General features: G+C 66.3%; 14 protein-coding genes. 4 read left to right on the forward strand and 10 right to left on the reverse strand.

The window, feature by feature from the left end; all coding sequences use genetic code 11:
- Window positions 1–78: 78 nt before the first annotated feature.
- Both D4754_RS03815 and D4754_RS03820 read right to left on the reverse strand, forming a co-directional pair.
- The gene (locus D4754_RS03815; RefSeq protein ID WP_163025765.1) at window positions 79–927 is read right to left on the reverse strand and encodes a PhzF family phenazine biosynthesis protein; all 849 of its coding nucleotides are present in this window, start codon (window positions 925–927) and stop codon (window positions 79–81) included.
- 18 nt (window positions 928–945) lie between these two features.
- Window positions 946–1,161 (reverse strand): hypothetical protein, encoded by a 216-nt coding sequence (locus tag D4754_RS03820; RefSeq protein WP_121061613.1) that lies wholly within the window; start codon window positions 1,159–1,161, stop codon window positions 946–948.
- 172 nt (window positions 1,162–1,333) lie between these two features.
- Here D4754_RS03820 and D4754_RS03825 point away from each other — a divergent pair, with 172 nt between their 5' ends.
- The 3 genes from D4754_RS03825 (at window position 1,334) to D4754_RS03835 (ending at window position 3,271) form a co-directional block, all read left to right on the forward strand.
- Window positions 1,334–1,678 (forward strand): LysR family transcriptional regulator, encoded by a 345-nt coding sequence (locus tag D4754_RS03825; protein ID WP_121061614.1) that lies wholly within the window; start codon window positions 1,334–1,336, stop codon window positions 1,676–1,678.
- 50 nt (window positions 1,679–1,728) lie between these two features.
- Window positions 1,729–2,160 (forward strand): LysR substrate-binding domain-containing protein, encoded by a 432-nt coding sequence (locus D4754_RS03830; RefSeq protein ID WP_240453748.1) that lies wholly within the window; start codon window positions 1,729–1,731, stop codon window positions 2,158–2,160.
- A 238-nt stretch (window positions 2,161–2,398) separates the two neighbouring features.
- Entirely contained in the window at window positions 2,399–3,271 is an 873-nt protein-coding gene (locus D4754_RS03835; RefSeq protein WP_121061616.1) for a class I SAM-dependent methyltransferase, read from the forward strand.
- Here D4754_RS03835 and D4754_RS03840 read toward each other — a convergent pair.
- From D4754_RS03840 to D4754_RS03870, 7 genes are all read right to left on the reverse strand, one after another.
- Complete coding sequence (locus tag D4754_RS03840) at window positions 3,268–3,864, reverse strand: maltose acetyltransferase domain-containing protein (protein ID WP_205589577.1); 597 nt, start codon at window positions 3,862–3,864, stop codon at window positions 3,268–3,270. The two genes, D4754_RS03835 and D4754_RS03840, sit on opposite strands and share 4 nt — an antisense overlap.
- A gap of 271 nt (window positions 3,865–4,135) precedes the next feature.
- Window positions 4,136–5,392 (reverse strand): BatD family protein, encoded by a 1,257-nt coding sequence (locus tag D4754_RS03845; protein ID WP_121061618.1) that lies wholly within the window; start codon window positions 5,390–5,392, stop codon window positions 4,136–4,138.
- The gene (locus D4754_RS03850; protein WP_121061619.1) at window positions 5,389–6,912 is read right to left on the reverse strand and encodes a VWA domain-containing protein; all 1,524 of its coding nucleotides are present in this window, start codon (window positions 6,910–6,912) and stop codon (window positions 5,389–5,391) included. The genes D4754_RS03845 and D4754_RS03850 overlap by 4 nt, the downstream gene beginning before the upstream one ends.
- Entirely contained in the window at window positions 6,909–7,913 is a 1,005-nt protein-coding gene (locus D4754_RS03855; protein WP_121061620.1) for a VWA domain-containing protein, read from the reverse strand. The genes D4754_RS03850 and D4754_RS03855 overlap by 4 nt, the downstream gene beginning before the upstream one ends.
- Complete coding sequence (locus tag D4754_RS03860; RefSeq protein ID WP_121061621.1) at window positions 7,910–8,416, reverse strand: DUF4381 domain-containing protein; 507 nt, start codon at window positions 8,414–8,416, stop codon at window positions 7,910–7,912. Before D4754_RS03860 ends, D4754_RS03855 begins: the two co-directional genes overlap by 4 nt.
- Window positions 8,413–9,390, reverse strand: coding sequence for a DUF58 domain-containing protein (locus D4754_RS03865; RefSeq protein WP_121061622.1), 978 nt, complete (start codon window positions 9,388–9,390; stop codon window positions 8,413–8,415). The genes D4754_RS03860 and D4754_RS03865 overlap by 4 nt, the downstream gene beginning before the upstream one ends.
- A 10-nt stretch (window positions 9,391–9,400) precedes the next feature.
- Window positions 9,401–10,396 carry an AAA family ATPase gene (locus D4754_RS03870; RefSeq protein ID WP_121061623.1) on the reverse strand — a complete coding sequence of 332 codons (996 nt, stop codon included), beginning with the start codon at window positions 10,394–10,396 and terminating at the stop codon, window positions 9,401–9,403.
- A 383-nt stretch (window positions 10,397–10,779) separates the two neighbouring features.
- Between D4754_RS03870 and D4754_RS03875 the strand changes: the two genes are divergently transcribed.
- Window positions 10,780–12,795 carry a multiheme c-type cytochrome gene (locus D4754_RS03875; RefSeq protein WP_240453749.1) on the forward strand — a complete coding sequence of 672 codons (2,016 nt, stop codon included), beginning with the start codon at window positions 10,780–10,782 and terminating at the stop codon, window positions 12,793–12,795.
- Between the two features lie 34 nt (window positions 12,796–12,829).
- On the opposite strand, the gene D4754_RS03880 is transcribed toward D4754_RS03875, so the two are convergent.
- Window positions 12,830–13,555 (reverse strand): ribonuclease activity regulator RraA, encoded by a 726-nt coding sequence (locus D4754_RS03880; RefSeq protein ID WP_121061625.1) that lies wholly within the window; start codon window positions 13,553–13,555, stop codon window positions 12,830–12,832.
- Between the last annotated feature and the right edge of the window lie 8 nt (window positions 13,556–13,563).

A 13,563-nucleotide genomic window follows, 5' to 3' on the forward strand; every position in this document is an offset into this window, starting at 1 on the left:
ACAATTCCACAGAATACATCTCCCGACCCTCAGCTTCCGCCTCGGGTGTCAGAATGGCGGAATTTTACTCCGCGACGGTCAGGTAATCCCACCGTTTCCGTGGCCCAGTTTGCCTCCGAGATTCACACATGAAGCGTCCCTGTTCGATGACGAAATGCGTCCGCCGGTCGCCCAGGACGTCGTGCAGAAGGCAGGCGAGCGGACCGGCGGCCATGCCCGTGGCGCGCTTTCCTCCGGGATGCCATAGCGAGGTGCGAACATGCGCGTGGTGGCATGGGCGAAGCCTCGATCGCCCGTGGCGGCAAATACATAGAAGCCGATGAAGTCCAGCGCATCGCTGATCCGCGCCACCGCCCCCTGGTCCACACCGAGTCCGGCGAGGTCTGCCTCGCTTGCCACACCGATCAGAAGGAACCGGTTGCCGGTGTCGACGACCTGGGGCGCGACGCGCAGATCCGCACGGTCCGCACTCAGCCCGATCGCCGCCAGAACGTCGGCCTGTGCCACACCCGTTCCGGCCCAGTCCGCCTGCGTCAGATAGCGGGGCGCCTGTTGCTCCATGAATACCGCACCGTCCCGGACATGAATGCGTCGGGGGCCGTCGACCGTCTGTTTCGACGTGGGCCCGTCCGAAATGCGCCCTTCGGCGCGCATCAACGCGAATGCCGCGATGGTGGCATGCCCGCAATGCGCGATGCGCCGGGTCGGCGTGAAGAAGTCGAGCCGGGCCCCTTCGGTCGGCGACCGGGACACAAAGGCCGTCTCCGACAGCCCCGTTTGCGCGGCGATCGACTGCATGGCGGCTTCGTTCAACGCGTCGGCGTCGAGGACCACACCGGCCGGATTGCCGCCGGAGCCGTTCAAGGTGAACGCATTGACGACGTGTACGGCAACGGCAAGTCTGGCTTGCTCGTCATGTTTTGACATCGGTCTCTCCATTCCTGTCTATCTGCCTGACCGGGCGACATTGCCGTGCCACTCCTCGATGCCCGCTGCCTGAGCGGAGGGCTGCGTCGCGAGGCCGAAATCGTTCGAGAGAGCCGAAAGCGCCATAGCCGTGGCGGCAAAGACCGCGAGGATCAACGCGACCCTGAAAGTGTCCGATTCTCGGATACGCTCGAGGTCCGGTTTCGTCGGGACAGTGTGATCGACAGTGTGCATGTTGTGGTCTCCGGTTTCAGTCGGCTTGGGCGTTCCATCTGGACAATCGCGCCGATTGATGTGAAATATTCACTTGGTCTCACGACGATCATCGATCGCTGGTGTCATACAGGTGGATGAAATGGGCATCTCGACCAAGATGCTATCCAACATGAAACAGTGAAAGCATCTCATGGTTGGATCTCCGAGTGATGCCTCGCTGACGAAGCTGGTTCAGTCCATTACATTGCTCACGGCTGTTTCTCGTCACGGCAGCTTTGCCGGGGCAGCGCAGGATCTCGGGCTGGATCCCAGCGCGGTCAGCCATCGCATCCGCGCCTTGGAAGCGGCGCTCGGGTTGGCCCTCTTTGACCGAACAACACGCCGCGTGCGCCCCAATCGTGCAGGCGAAATATTGTGTCAGGCCGCAAACCGCTCGTTGGACGAAGTCGAGCGCGCTGGTCGCCGCGCGTGCGCTGAAGTCGAGAAACTCGATCCGACTTTCGCTTCATTCTTCGCTTGCGATGAAAATGGCTGATCGCTCGACTGCCGGATGCGCAGCGCGCCGGGATAGACCTGTCGATAGACGTGCGTGAAGGCCTCGCAAGCTTCGACACGGGCGACGTCGATGCCGGGTTCCGGTTCGGCCCGGGTCCCTATCCGGGACTGCACGCCATACGTTTGTCGAAATGCCACATCCAGCCGGTGATCGGAACATCCTATCCCGGTGCTGACCGACTTCAGGAAGCCGGCCTGAGAGATGGAAGCGTCCCCATCCTCGCGGATAGCGGCGCCGAGAAATTCCGGACCGGAACGACCTGGGAGGATTATTGGGAACTTCTGGGTCTGAACGACGGTCGCATCAAGCCTTCACAACATTTCGACCGCGCAGACCTCATGCTTCAGGGCGCCATCGGTGGCCTGGGCGTCGCTCTCGGGAGAAGCCTGCTGATCGAGGACGACATCCGGCACGGGCTTCTCAGGCCGGTCGGAACGCCGGTTCGAGTGTCGTCGGCCTAATGGTTGGTCACAACATCTGAGATGGCGGAATCGGAAGGCGTTCGGCTGCTGCGGGATTGGCTGAAGGAACAGATAGGGTTGACCCTTCGATAGACGGGAACGGACCGTGCCATTGCGTTGCCCGAGCGAACCACTCCGGGAAACATGGGCAGGATTGACGGGAACACCGTGACTGTACCAAGGGTCAACTTTGCACGTGAATGATTTTTCGCCATCCGATGTTTGTCGGAGGTGTCCGATGCTTCAGCCGATACTGAGGGTGCTCGAAATGGAACTCGACGCGATCTATGACCTGAACCGCGCCAATTGGGACGAACGGGTGGGGGTCCACCTCGCGCCGGGGGGCATCGACTTGTCCGGCCTGCGGGATGGCCACGGCCGCCTCGACGCGCTGGAAGAGCGGGAACTGCCCGAACTGGTCGGCCCGCTCGACGGCAAGCGAGTGCTGCACCTGCAATGCCATTTCGGGGCGGACAGCCTCGCATTGGCGCAGCGTGGCGCGATCGTGACCGGCGTGGATTTTTCGGGCGAGGCGATCCGGACGGCCACCGCGCTTGCCGCCGAACTGGGGCTGGCGGAGCGCGCATCGTTTATCGAATGCAATGTCTACGACACACTCGACCACCTGCCCGACACCGGCTGTTACGATCTCGTCTACGTCACCTGGGGTTGCATCGGCTGGCTGCCCGACGTGACGAAATGGGCGGCCATCGTCGCGGCGTGCCTGAAACCGGGCGGCGTGCTCTATCTGGCCGATGGGCACCCCTCAGCTCTCGTGTTCGACGATTGCGTGACCGGCACCCCGGGCAAGCCTGGCTGGTTCGCTCCCTATTTCGAGCGCGAGCCGCTTGAGCTGGACGAAACGCAGGATTACTCCAACGCTAGCGCGACACTGAAAAATAGCCGCGTCTACGCATGGATGCACGGATTGGGCGAAATCGCCTCTGCTCTCATTGAACAAGGACTGGAGATCAGGGCTCTACGCGAACACGAAGCCGTGGCATGGCGCATGTTCTCGGTGCTGGAGAAAGGCGAGGACGGGCTCTTCCGCTGGCCCGACAAGCCATGGCTGCCGCTGTCCTTTACGATCCTGGCGCGCCGCAGTCGCTAGCCGCAACCTCTGTCCACCGACCGCGCAGGGTTGCCGGCCACGATGCCTCTGGCGGCAACACTTCGTGTCACGACGCTGCCCGCGCCGACGATCGCGCCGTCCCCAATGGTCACGCCGGGCAGGATGACGGCAGCGCCACCGATCCAGACATCGCATCCGATGTCGACGGGCCGGGCGATCTCCTGACCTTGCGCGCGCAGGTCGGGGTCCTTGTTGTGCTGCGCGCAGTAGACTTGGACCGCCGGGCCCAGCAGCGACCGCGCACCTATCGTCACGACACCGCTGTCGAGGATCGTGCAGCTTGCGTTGATGTAGACGCCGTCCCCCAGCGTGATGTTGAAACCATAGGCGCAGTGGAACGGAGCCTCGATGAAAACATCCTTTCCGACGCCTCCAAAGAGGGTAGCCAGCAGAGGGCCCATCGCGCCGCGCAGATCGGGAGTGAGGCAGTTATGCTCGTGCACCGCATTGCGAGCGGTCATCCGCAACGCTTCCAACTCATCGTCGAGACACGTATACCATTGACCCGCTAGCATTTTCTGACGTTCGGTCGAATTCAAAGGCCGCGTCCCCTTCTTGGTCGAGTATCCCATAGCGTCCGAGGGCCCAGTCCAACCGCTATTGACGGTCAATGCTGAGACGGACCGACGTCCAGCAGATGTCGAGTTACGCTATCAGCGGCAATCATCTAGTAAATTCAGCAATTTAGCAACTGGAGAAGGTTTGACGTCAGGCCTACCCCCTCCGCCACTTAACCCATATTGCGCCAAAAACCGTTCGGTTTACACGGTCGCTAATGGTCCAAGGGTTTGACGTTCATCCAAGCCTCAAACGCCGCTTTTGCGACGCAAATCCAATACATCGCTACCCGGACGGATTGAGCGGTGGCAGCCCGCGTGCGCGCCGCGGGTTCCTACGTCGCCGGCGTGCAGCCCTCAGGGCGCGATCGAGGGCCGCCAGCGCGGTCGGTCGAGTCGATGGGGACCCGGCGCCGCGATACTCCGCCGCGCCAAGCGACAGAAGCGCTTGGCGGACCTCCGGGTCACGTCGGGGATCCGCCCCGTCGACACGCGCGGCCCAGGTGTCCAGCGCCTGGCGCAGCCCGGCCGGGCCGCCCGCGTTCAGGACCTGCCGAAGCTGGCGCCAAGCGTAGGCCTCCGACGCAAGGACCCGCGCGCGACGGCGGGCCAACCCGGCCCGCAGTTTCGGCGCCAATCGTCGGCCGAGCCATGCCGCAAGCCCCAGAACCAGAACCCCAGTCACGGCGGCAATCGTCAGCCGCCGGTTCCAGCCGGGATCGGCGGCGCGCGCCGGCGGACCCGAGATTGCGACGTCGATCGCCTCCACCTCGGCCGTCTTCACCGTCCGGTCGTCCAGATCGAACCAGCGCAGCGTTAAACCCGGCAACTGGCCCGACCCGCCGCCTTCGGCGACGAAGGTCACGGTTTCCGAACGGGTGCCGCTGACCCGGCCGCGTTCGTCGGCTTCGATCAGCACCGGCGCGTCGGGATAGGCCGCGAGGCCGGTGACGGGCGCGGGATGCTGCAAGCCGGGCAGGAACATCGGGGCCAGGCCCTTCAGCTCGGCGGTCACGGTGCGGGTGAAGCTGCTGCCGGCATCCATCGCGGCGGGATCGCCCGCGATCTCCTGCGTCAAAGTCAGGTCCGAGGCCGCGATGAACGGGTCGAGATCCTGCGCGCCGTCCGGCACCACGCCCGAGAACGAGATCGCATCGGTCGTCAGCACGGTCACGCTATCGGCGCCCGACGCGTCGCGCCATGTCACCGTCACCTCCTGCGGGGGCAGATCGAACCGGCCTGGCACCATGGGCGACAGGCGGTAATTGCGGGTGATGCCCGACCAGGTCTCGCCCTCGATCCGTTCCGAGATCGGCGTCGTCGACCGTTCGGGCAGGCGCACCTGCAGGTTCGGCATCTCGAAGCCGGGCCAGACGGGCGGTTTCGGCATGAAGGTGGGCACCAGCACCGTCAGTCGCAGGCTGAGCGGCTGGCCCGGGATCGCTTCGTCTTCCGGGAAATCGACGGTCAGGCGCGGGCCGTCGTCCTGCGCATGCAGGAGCGTGGGCAACAGCAGGCACAGGATCAGGACAATCCGTTTCATCCGCCATCCCCCGTGGTGCGCTGCGAGGCTTCAAGCTGAAACCGGAGCTTCAGGAAATCCGCGGTGCTGGTATCGACGGTGTTCATCCACTGATCGGCGGTCAAAAGCCCCGTGCCGTCCCCGGCCCCGCCCGGCCGCTGGGTCTCTTCCCCCATGCCGCTTTCATTGTCGTACACTTCCTCGTCGGCGCCGATCCCCATCTCCTCTCCCGTGTCCTCGGCCGCCTGCACGCCTTCCACGTACGCGACGATCCGCTTCGCGGTTTGAAGGTTCTCGGCCGCGCCGGGATAGTCGGGATCACGTTCCAGCACGGTCTCGAAACTGCGCACCCCGTCGCGGTAGGTCCGCGACTTGATATGCGCCATGCCCTGAATGAAGGCCGCCTGGGCGGTGTCCACACGGTCGAGCACTGTGATCGCCTCGTCATATTGCCCGCTGCGATAGAGCGCGTAGCCCCGCCACAGCGGATCGACGAACAGGTCGGCCGCACGGGCATATTCGCGGCGCTCGAACGCGCGCTGGCCCTGCTGGTCGGGGGTCAGGAACCAGTCGGCCACCCCATCCGCGCGGGCCGTTCCGGGCGACAGGACCGCGAGGGCCGCGACAACGCTCCAGCGAATGGCCCAGCCGCGGCGGAACCAGAACAGCAGAAGCAGCATGGCGGGCCAGGCCAGCAGATGCGCGCGATCTTCCCACGGCTGTTCGGCATCGGCCAGCTGCGCGCGCAGGTAGGCGGCGTTCAGCAGGCTGTCGAGCTGGCGAATGTCGGCGCCATCGGGCGTGACCTCGACCACCCGCGCGTCGAGCGCATCCAGCCCGCGATCGTTGCTGCCCTGCGGCCGCATCGACAGGACGGCCATGGGCAGGTCGCTGGCGTTCATCGCGGCGACATCGGCGGGGTCGATGGAATCCGTCACGAACAGCACGGCCCCCGGCGCGGTCTGCCCGGCCAGAAGCGTCTGGGCCAGCGTCAGCGCCTCGGCCGCGCGGTTGCCGGGGACGGGCATCACCTCGGGCGAGAGACCTTCGAGATAGGGGCGCACGATGGCGATGTCTTCGGTCATCGGCAAAACGACATGGGCCGTCCCGGCATAGGCCACCAGCGCGGTCGAAGCCCCTGCCCGCAGCTCCAGCAGATCGCGGATCTTCTGCTTGCCGCGTTCCAGCCGTGACGGAGCGATGTCGGTGGTCTCCATGCTCTCTGTCACGGCCAGCACGATGACAGCGGGCGCAGATTGCGCGGCGAAGGGATCGGGCTCGCGCGACCACGTGGGGCCGGAGGCGCCAAGGGCGGAAAGGATCAGGAACAGGCCCACGCTGTCCACCGGCCGGAACCGGCGGCGGCTTTGATGGCCGACGGTCAGGGCGCTGCGCAGATGGGGCGCGATGCCTTCGGTATCGGGATGCCGCCCGCCTTCGCCGCGGCGGATCAACCACCACAGGAGAAGGATCACGGGGATCGCCAGCAGCCACAGGGGCCGCAGGAAATGAAACGCCTCGATGAACAGCGGCAGGGTCATGCGCGCACCCCCTGCCCGGCGGCACGCCTGCCGCGCCGGGATTGAAGGTACAGACCGCCCGTCGCCGCCGTTCCCAGCAGGGCCGCCAGTGCCAGCGGGATCCACGACAGTGCGGTATGCGGGCGGAAGGACAGGGTTTCGACCTCGCGCGGGGCAAGCTCGTCGATCCGGTCGTAGACGGCCTGCAGCGCGGCTTCGTCCTCGGCAAAGAAATACTGGCCGCCGGTGCGGTCGGCGATGGTCTGCAGCGTTGCAAGGTCTACGCGGTCTTCGCCCGTGGCGTCGGGATCGCCCACGCCGATGGTGAAGATCTCGACCCCGCGGTCATTGGCGATTTCGGCGGCGTTGACCGGGCTCATCTTGCTGGCGGTGTCCGAACCGTCGGACAGCAGGATCATCAGCCGCTGGTCGATATCGCTTTCCTCGAACGTGCGGATGCCAAGGCCGATGGCGTCGCCAAGCGCGGTGCGCGGCCCGGCCATGCCCACCTGCGTCTGGTCCAGCAGTTCGATGATCGTGTCCAGATCGTCGGTCAGCGGCGCCTGCAGGAAGGCGGACGAGCCGAAGACGATCAGCGACATGCGATCCCCCTCCCGCCCTGCGACGAAGGATCGGACGACCTCGCGCACGCCCTCCAGCCGTTGCTTGCGGGTGCCATCGGGCGCGGTGAAATCGCGGGCGTCCATGGAACCCGAAAGGTCGATGCCCAGCACCACGTCGCGCGCGGCGCGTTCCACGGTGACGGGCTGGCCCAGTTGTTCGGGACGTGCCAGCGCCACGACCGTCAGCACCCAGCAGAGCGTTGCGACGACCATCGCCAGCACCGGCCTGCGGCGGACAACGGCCCCGGCGCGCGGCTCGGCGCCGCTGGCCTCGGCGATGCGGCGGAAGAACGGGAAGCGCAGCGCGCTTTCGCGTTCCCGGTGCGCCGGGGCGAAGCGCCAGATCAGGAGCGGCAGCGGGAGGAGCACAAGCGCCCAGGGGGCGGCGAGAGAGATCATGCGGTGACCTCCCCGTCTGGGTTTTCCGCCAGGTCCACCCGGTGGGTTTCTATCCAGCGCGCGGCCGCCTCGCGAAGCTGTTGCGACGGCACGGCGGCTTCATCGCGATAGAGCGCGCGCAGTTCCTCTTGAGCCGAGGTCTCAAAAGCCTTGGGCGCGGTATGGTCAAGGAACCCGGTCCAATCTGGGCCCAACAGTCCCGCCACCTGAGTGCGCGGGTAGACCGCCAGCGCCGTGCGGCGCAGAAGCGTGGCGAGGCCGGCGGTAGTTTGGACCGCTGCCAGTTCGGCCAGCGCGGCACGGCGATAGGCATTGGCGCGGTGACGGGCGACGGCGCGCCAGACAAGGACGGCGATCAGCAGGACGAGTAACCCGGCAAGCACCGCCCAGCCCCATGTCTGCGGCATCATAGAAACCGGCGGCGGCGGCACCGGATCGACAAGGCTGTCGATCAGGCTGACAAGGTTCTCCGGCGCCTCGGCTGTGGTGTCATCCCCGTTCATCGCGGACCTAACCCCATCAGGCGGCGCAGTTGCGGCAGCGTTTCCTCTCCCGCTGTCAGCGGCAGGATCGCCACGCCGAACCGGCGCTGCCAGTCGAGCACCTCGGCCAGCCGGCCCTCGGCCATCTCCTGCAACCCGCGGCGGGTGCCGGGGGTGTTCGTGTCGATCACGGCCTGCAGCTCTCCGTCCGTCACGACCAGCTTCAGGCCCTTGGGCAGGCTCCCGGCGCTGGGGTCGGTCACGGAAACAAGAATCAGGTCGTTATGCTGCGACAGGCCCGACACGATTCGCGCGGTTTCATCGTCCACGCCGTCGAAATCGGACAGCACCACGATCAGGTGATTGCGCTTGGCGATCCGCGCGACGGACCGCAGGACGTGGGACAGCCCGATGGGCGCGACGGTGGGCGCTTCGGCGTTCAGCAGCCCGTTTGCATCGGCCAGCGCCGTGAGAAACCGGTTCAGCGCGCGGCGGCTGCGCTGGGGGCGGATTTCGGCCAGAAGCGTGTCGCCAAAGACGATACCGCCCACCCGGTCGCCCTGATCCAGGATCCGGTACGCGGCAATGGCGGCAGCTTCGGCGGCGGTGACGGATTTCATGTTGCGGACCGTGCCGAAAAACATGCTCATCCGCTGATCGACCACCAGCAGCGCCGGGCGGTCGCGTTCTTCGGTCATCACGCGGATATGGGGTTCACCAGTGCGCGCCGTCACCTTCCAGTCGATGGCGCGGATGTCGTCACCCGGCAGGTAGGTGCGCAGTTCCTCGAAGTTCAGGCCCCGCCCCCGCAGGCGCGAGGCATGGCGGCCGTTCAACACCGATTGCACCGGCTGGTGCGGCAGGAAGCTGAGCCCGCGCGCCGGGCCTTCAAGGCTGCGCAGGTGGCCCAGATCGGTGTGGATCCGCGGGTCGCGCGTGGCTTCGCCCTGCCGCGGCAGGGTTCCGGTCCGGATACGGGCGGCGCGGTCTCGCATCGCGTATCTCCTAGGGCAGCGCGACCTGGCGTACCAGTTCGGCCACCACGGCATCGGGCGTGACGCCTTCGCCCTGCGCTTCGTAACTCAGGCCCAGCCGGTGGCGCAGCACGTCGGGGATCACGGCGCGGATATCTTCCGGGTCGACATAGTCGCGGCCTTCCAGCCACGCCCGCGTGCGTCCGCACTTGTCCAGCGCCAGCGAGGCGCGGGGCGAGCCGCCGATCTCGATCCAGCGTTTCAGATCGTCGCCATAGGCCTCGGGGTGGCGGGTCGCGTCGATCAGGTCGGCGATATAGCGCTCCATCTCGGGCGCGATGTGCAGGGCCGCGATCTCGCGCCGGGCGGCGAAGACGGCGTCTTGCGGGATGGGTGCGGGGCGTTCGGCGGGGGTGCCTGCCGATTGCGCGGCGATCTCCTCGGCACGGACAAGGCGGATCACCTCGACCTCGTCCTCGACCGGGGGATAGGTGATGTTCACGTGCATCAGGAACCGGTCCATCTGCGCTTCGGGCAGCGGATAGGTACCCTCCTGCTCGATGGGGTTCTGGGTGGCCATCACCATGAACAGCGGTTCCATCTTGTGGGTGGTGCCCGCGACGGTGACCTGCCGTTCCTCCATCGCTTCCAGCAGTGCCGCCTGCACCTTGGCGGGGGCGCGGTTGATCTCGTCCCCCAGGACGAGATTGGCGAAGATCGGACCCGGATCGAACCGGAACGAGCTCCCTTCGTCGGACTGCACGTAGACTTCCGTCCCCGTGACGTCGGACGGCAGCAGATCGGGCGTGAACTGGATGCGCGAGAACTTGCATTCAAGGTTCTTCGCCAGTGCCTTGACCGCGCGCGTCTTGGCCAGCCCCGGCAGGCCTTCGACCAGCAGGTTGCCATTGGCCAGCAGACCGATCAGCAGCCGTTCGATCACGTCGGTCTGGCCGATGATCGCCCCCCGCATCCGTTCGCGCAGCGTGTCGATCCGGGCACGGGGCGTGGCGGTTTCATCGGTCATGAGAGTGTCTCCACGGTCGTGCGCCGCCCTGGCCGGCAGCCTGTATTGTCGTGCGGCGGCCTGCCCGCCACGGTCGGTGGCGCTCTTCGCCTGATGCGAAGGTTTACCATTTCCCGCGCAACCGCAAGGCTTTCTCCCGGCGGATCCCCGCCCGCCGTGTTCACGGCATGACCGGCCCCCGTCACGGACCTATGCCAATGCCACGTCCATTTAACGTCCCGCCCAGGGGCACCCCGGGCCGCGCCCGATCACACCGCGATGAGCAACATATCGGGCAATGGGCTGCCCTGTGGACCTCCCTTGCGTCTTGGTGCACGGTGACATCAAAATCCGACTTTTCGGTCGGCAGTCGCGGTCCCCGGTTGGCGCGCGCGTTGTTGATGATGAGTGAGCGAGCGGAGCCCCTGCCCCGCACAGCCAAGAGGTTCGACCCGATGCTCTACCGCCTGAGCTGCCTTCTGCTTCTCACACTGTCCCAGCCCGTGTTCGCCGAGGATCTGGAGCTTCCGGATGCGCGCGGCTACCTTGGGTCGGACACCTGCATCAGCTGCCACGAACAGGCAGGCGAGGACTGGCGGCAATCGCACCACGCGCTGGCGTGGACGGAAACGTCACCGGAAAACATCGTCGCCGATTTCGACGGCACGTCCTTCCATCAGGGCGACATGGAGGCGCGGTTCAGCCTGTCAGCTGACGGCACGCCCCGCATTTCGGTGACCGAGATCGACGGCGTCACCACCGAATATCCCGTCCATTCCGTCGTCGGGATCGAACCCCTGCAGCAATACGTGCTGGAAACCGAACCGGGCCGCCTGCAAAGCTTCGACGTGGTCTGGGACACGGAACAGGAACGCTGGTTCCACCTGTACCCGGAAAGCGACTACCCGCCCGACGATTCCCTGCATTGGAGCGGCGTCTACAAGAACTGGAACGGCCGCTGCGCGGCGTGCCACGCCACAGGCTTTACGGCGAACTACGATTCCGAGACCCGCAGCTATGCCTCGACCCAGGTCGAGATCGGCGTGGGGTGCGAGGCCTGTCACGGCCCCGGCGCGGCCCATGTGAAATGGGTCGAAAGCCTTGAGACCACCCAAACCCCGCCGCCCGCCGCCTATGGCTTCCCCGTAGACATGTCCGACCCGGCCGCGGCAATCGACCAGTGCGGCACCTGCCATTCCCGGCGCGAGCATTTCTACGATGGCAACCCGCCGCCGGGACTGCCCTTCAACGACGCCTACAACATCGTCCCGCTGCATGCGGGCCTCTACGAGGCTGACGGGCAGATCCTGGACGAGGTCTATGTCTATGGCTCGTTCCTGCAATCCAAGATGTATGCCGAAGGCGTGTCCTGCAACGATTGCCACCTGCCGCACGAGGCGACGCTGAAGGCCGATGGCAACGCAGTCTGTGCCCAGTGCCACAGCCCGGCCGGCAATCCGCGGTTCCCCGACCTGCCGCTGAAGGTCTTCGACGGGCCGGAGCATACGCATCACCCGAAAGGCTCTGACGGGGCGATGTGCAAGAACTGCCACATGGTCGAACGCGTCTACATGGGCAACGACTGGCGGGCGGATCACTCCTTCCGCATCCCGCGGCCGGACCTGTTCCCGGTGACAGGCGCACCCGACGCGTGTTCGACCTGTCACGCGGACAAGACGGCGAAATGGGCCGCCGACCAGATTGCCGAATGGTTCCCCGACAGCGACAAGCGCGGGCCCCATTACGGAGAGATCATCGCCGCCGGCCGCCGCGATCCGCACGCGGCCACGCCTCAGCTTGAAACCTTGGCGACTGCGCAGGATCAGCCCGGTCTGGTGCGGGCCACCGCGCTCTGGCTACTCGACAACACAAGCGATCCGGCGGTGGCCGAGGAGATGGTGAAGCTCTTCGACGATCCCGACCCGCTGGTTCGCGCCGCCGCCGCGCGGCTGCAACGCCGGACGGGGCCGGAAGCGCGGGCCGAGAACCTGCCCGACCTGCTCGACGATCCAGTCCGCGCCGTTCGCATGTCCGCGGCACAGGCGATGCTGACCGGCCAGCCGGGGCGCATGGACGCGGTGGCAATGGCCGATCTGCGTGCCGCGCTGGGCGAATGGCAGGCATCGGTCCAAAGCCGGCTGGATTTCCCGGAAACGCATCTGCAACTGGGCGGCACCGCGCTGGTGAACCGCAACCTGCCCGCCGCGGCCTCCGCCTTTGCGGAAGCCGCGCGTCTGGATCCGCAGCAGGTGGATGCGTGGGTCATGCAGGCCCGGATCGCGCTGGCGCAGGGCGATCAGCAGACGGCCATCCGCGTGCTGCAGGAGGGCGCGGACGCCAATCCCGGCGCGATCACGATACAGGAGATGCTGATGGATCTGACCGGGGGCGCGGGCAGCCTGCTGCCGCCCGGCAAGTGAAGCGGCCCGGCATGGCGCCGGACCCTTCCGCACGTCAGTCCTTGTGACGTGCGCGCCAGTCTTCGAACCGTGTCAGCGTGTCGTCATGCGTCGGCGGATAGAGCCCGATCACCGGCGTTCCCGCCAGCACTTCCTGACGGACGAATTCCTCGAAATCCTCCATCCCGGCGCATTCCGCTGCAATTTCGTCGGCCAGATGCGCCGGCAGAATCACCACGCCGTCATGGTCGCCCACCACCACGTCGCCCGGGAACACCGCCGCATCGCCGCAGGCAATGGGGACGTTGATGTCGATGGCCTCGTGTAGTGTCAGGTTCGTGGGCGCCGACGGCCCCGCGCAAAAGGCCGGCATGTCCAGCGCGCCGATGCCGTCGAAATCGCGGAAGCCCGCGTCCGACACGATCCCCGCCCCGCCCCGGAGCGCCAGCCGCGTCACAAGGATCGACCCGGCGGTGGCCGCGCGCGCGTCCTTGCGGCCATCCATGATCAGCACCCAGCCCGGCGGGCAGGTCTCGATTGCGACGCGCTGGGGGTGGTCGGGATTGCGGAAGACGGTGATCGGATTGCGATCCTCGCGCGAGGGAATGTAGCGAAGGGTAAAGGCCTGCCCCACCATGTTTTCAGGTTTTGGCGCTACGGGCCGGACGCCCTGCACGTACTGGTTGCGCAGCCCCCGCTTGAACAGCGCGGTGCAGATCGACGCGGTGGAGATGCGCATCAGCGTCTCGCGCGTGTCGTCGGAAAGGATGTAGTCGGTCATCTGTGGCC

This window comes from Chachezhania antarctica, assembly GCF_003646465.1.
Taxonomy (GTDB): Bacteria; Pseudomonadota; Alphaproteobacteria; order Rhodobacterales; family Rhodobacteraceae; genus Chachezhania; species Chachezhania antarctica.

What these genes read in the sequence shown, in the direction of transcription:
- D4754_RS03815 (WP_163025765.1), bottom strand. Translation starts at nt 927, where the DNA reads ATGTCAAAACATGACGAGCAAGCCAGACTTGCCGTTGCCGTACACGTC.
- D4754_RS03845 (WP_121061618.1), bottom strand. Translation starts at nt 5,392, where the DNA reads ATGAAACGGATTGTCCTGATCCTGTGCCTGCTGTTGCCCACGCTCCTG.
- D4754_RS03820 (WP_121061613.1), bottom strand. Translation starts at nt 1,161, where the DNA reads ATGCACACTGTCGATCACACTGTCCCGACGAAACCGGACCTCGAGCGT.
- D4754_RS03880 (WP_121061625.1), bottom strand. Translation starts at nt 13,555, where the DNA reads ATGACCGACTACATCCTTTCCGACGACACGCGCGAGACGCTGATGCGC.
- D4754_RS03855 (WP_121061620.1), bottom strand. Translation starts at nt 7,913, where the DNA reads ATGATCTCTCTCGCCGCCCCCTGGGCGCTTGTGCTCCTCCCGCTGCCG.
- D4754_RS03840 (WP_205589577.1), bottom strand. Translation starts at nt 3,864, where the DNA reads ATGGGATACTCGACCAAGAAGGGGACGCGGCCTTTGAATTCGACCGAA.
- D4754_RS03860 (WP_121061621.1), bottom strand. Translation starts at nt 8,416, where the DNA reads ATGAACGGGGATGACACCACAGCCGAGGCGCCGGAGAACCTTGTCAGC.
- D4754_RS03850 (WP_121061619.1), bottom strand. Translation starts at nt 6,912, where the DNA reads ATGACCCTGCCGCTGTTCATCGAGGCGTTTCATTTCCTGCGGCCCCTG.
- D4754_RS03835 (WP_121061616.1), top strand. Translation starts at nt 2,399, where the DNA reads ATGCTTCAGCCGATACTGAGGGTGCTCGAAATGGAACTCGACGCGATC.
- D4754_RS03875 (WP_240453749.1), top strand. Translation starts at nt 10,780, where the DNA reads ATGAGTGAGCGAGCGGAGCCCCTGCCCCGCACAGCCAAGAGGTTCGAC.
- D4754_RS03865 (WP_121061622.1), bottom strand. Translation starts at nt 9,390, where the DNA reads ATGCGAGACCGCGCCGCCCGTATCCGGACCGGAACCCTGCCGCGGCAG.
- D4754_RS03870 (WP_121061623.1), bottom strand. Translation starts at nt 10,396, where the DNA reads ATGACCGATGAAACCGCCACGCCCCGTGCCCGGATCGACACGCTGCGC.
- D4754_RS03825 (WP_121061614.1), top strand. Translation starts at nt 1,334, where the DNA reads ATGGTTGGATCTCCGAGTGATGCCTCGCTGACGAAGCTGGTTCAGTCC.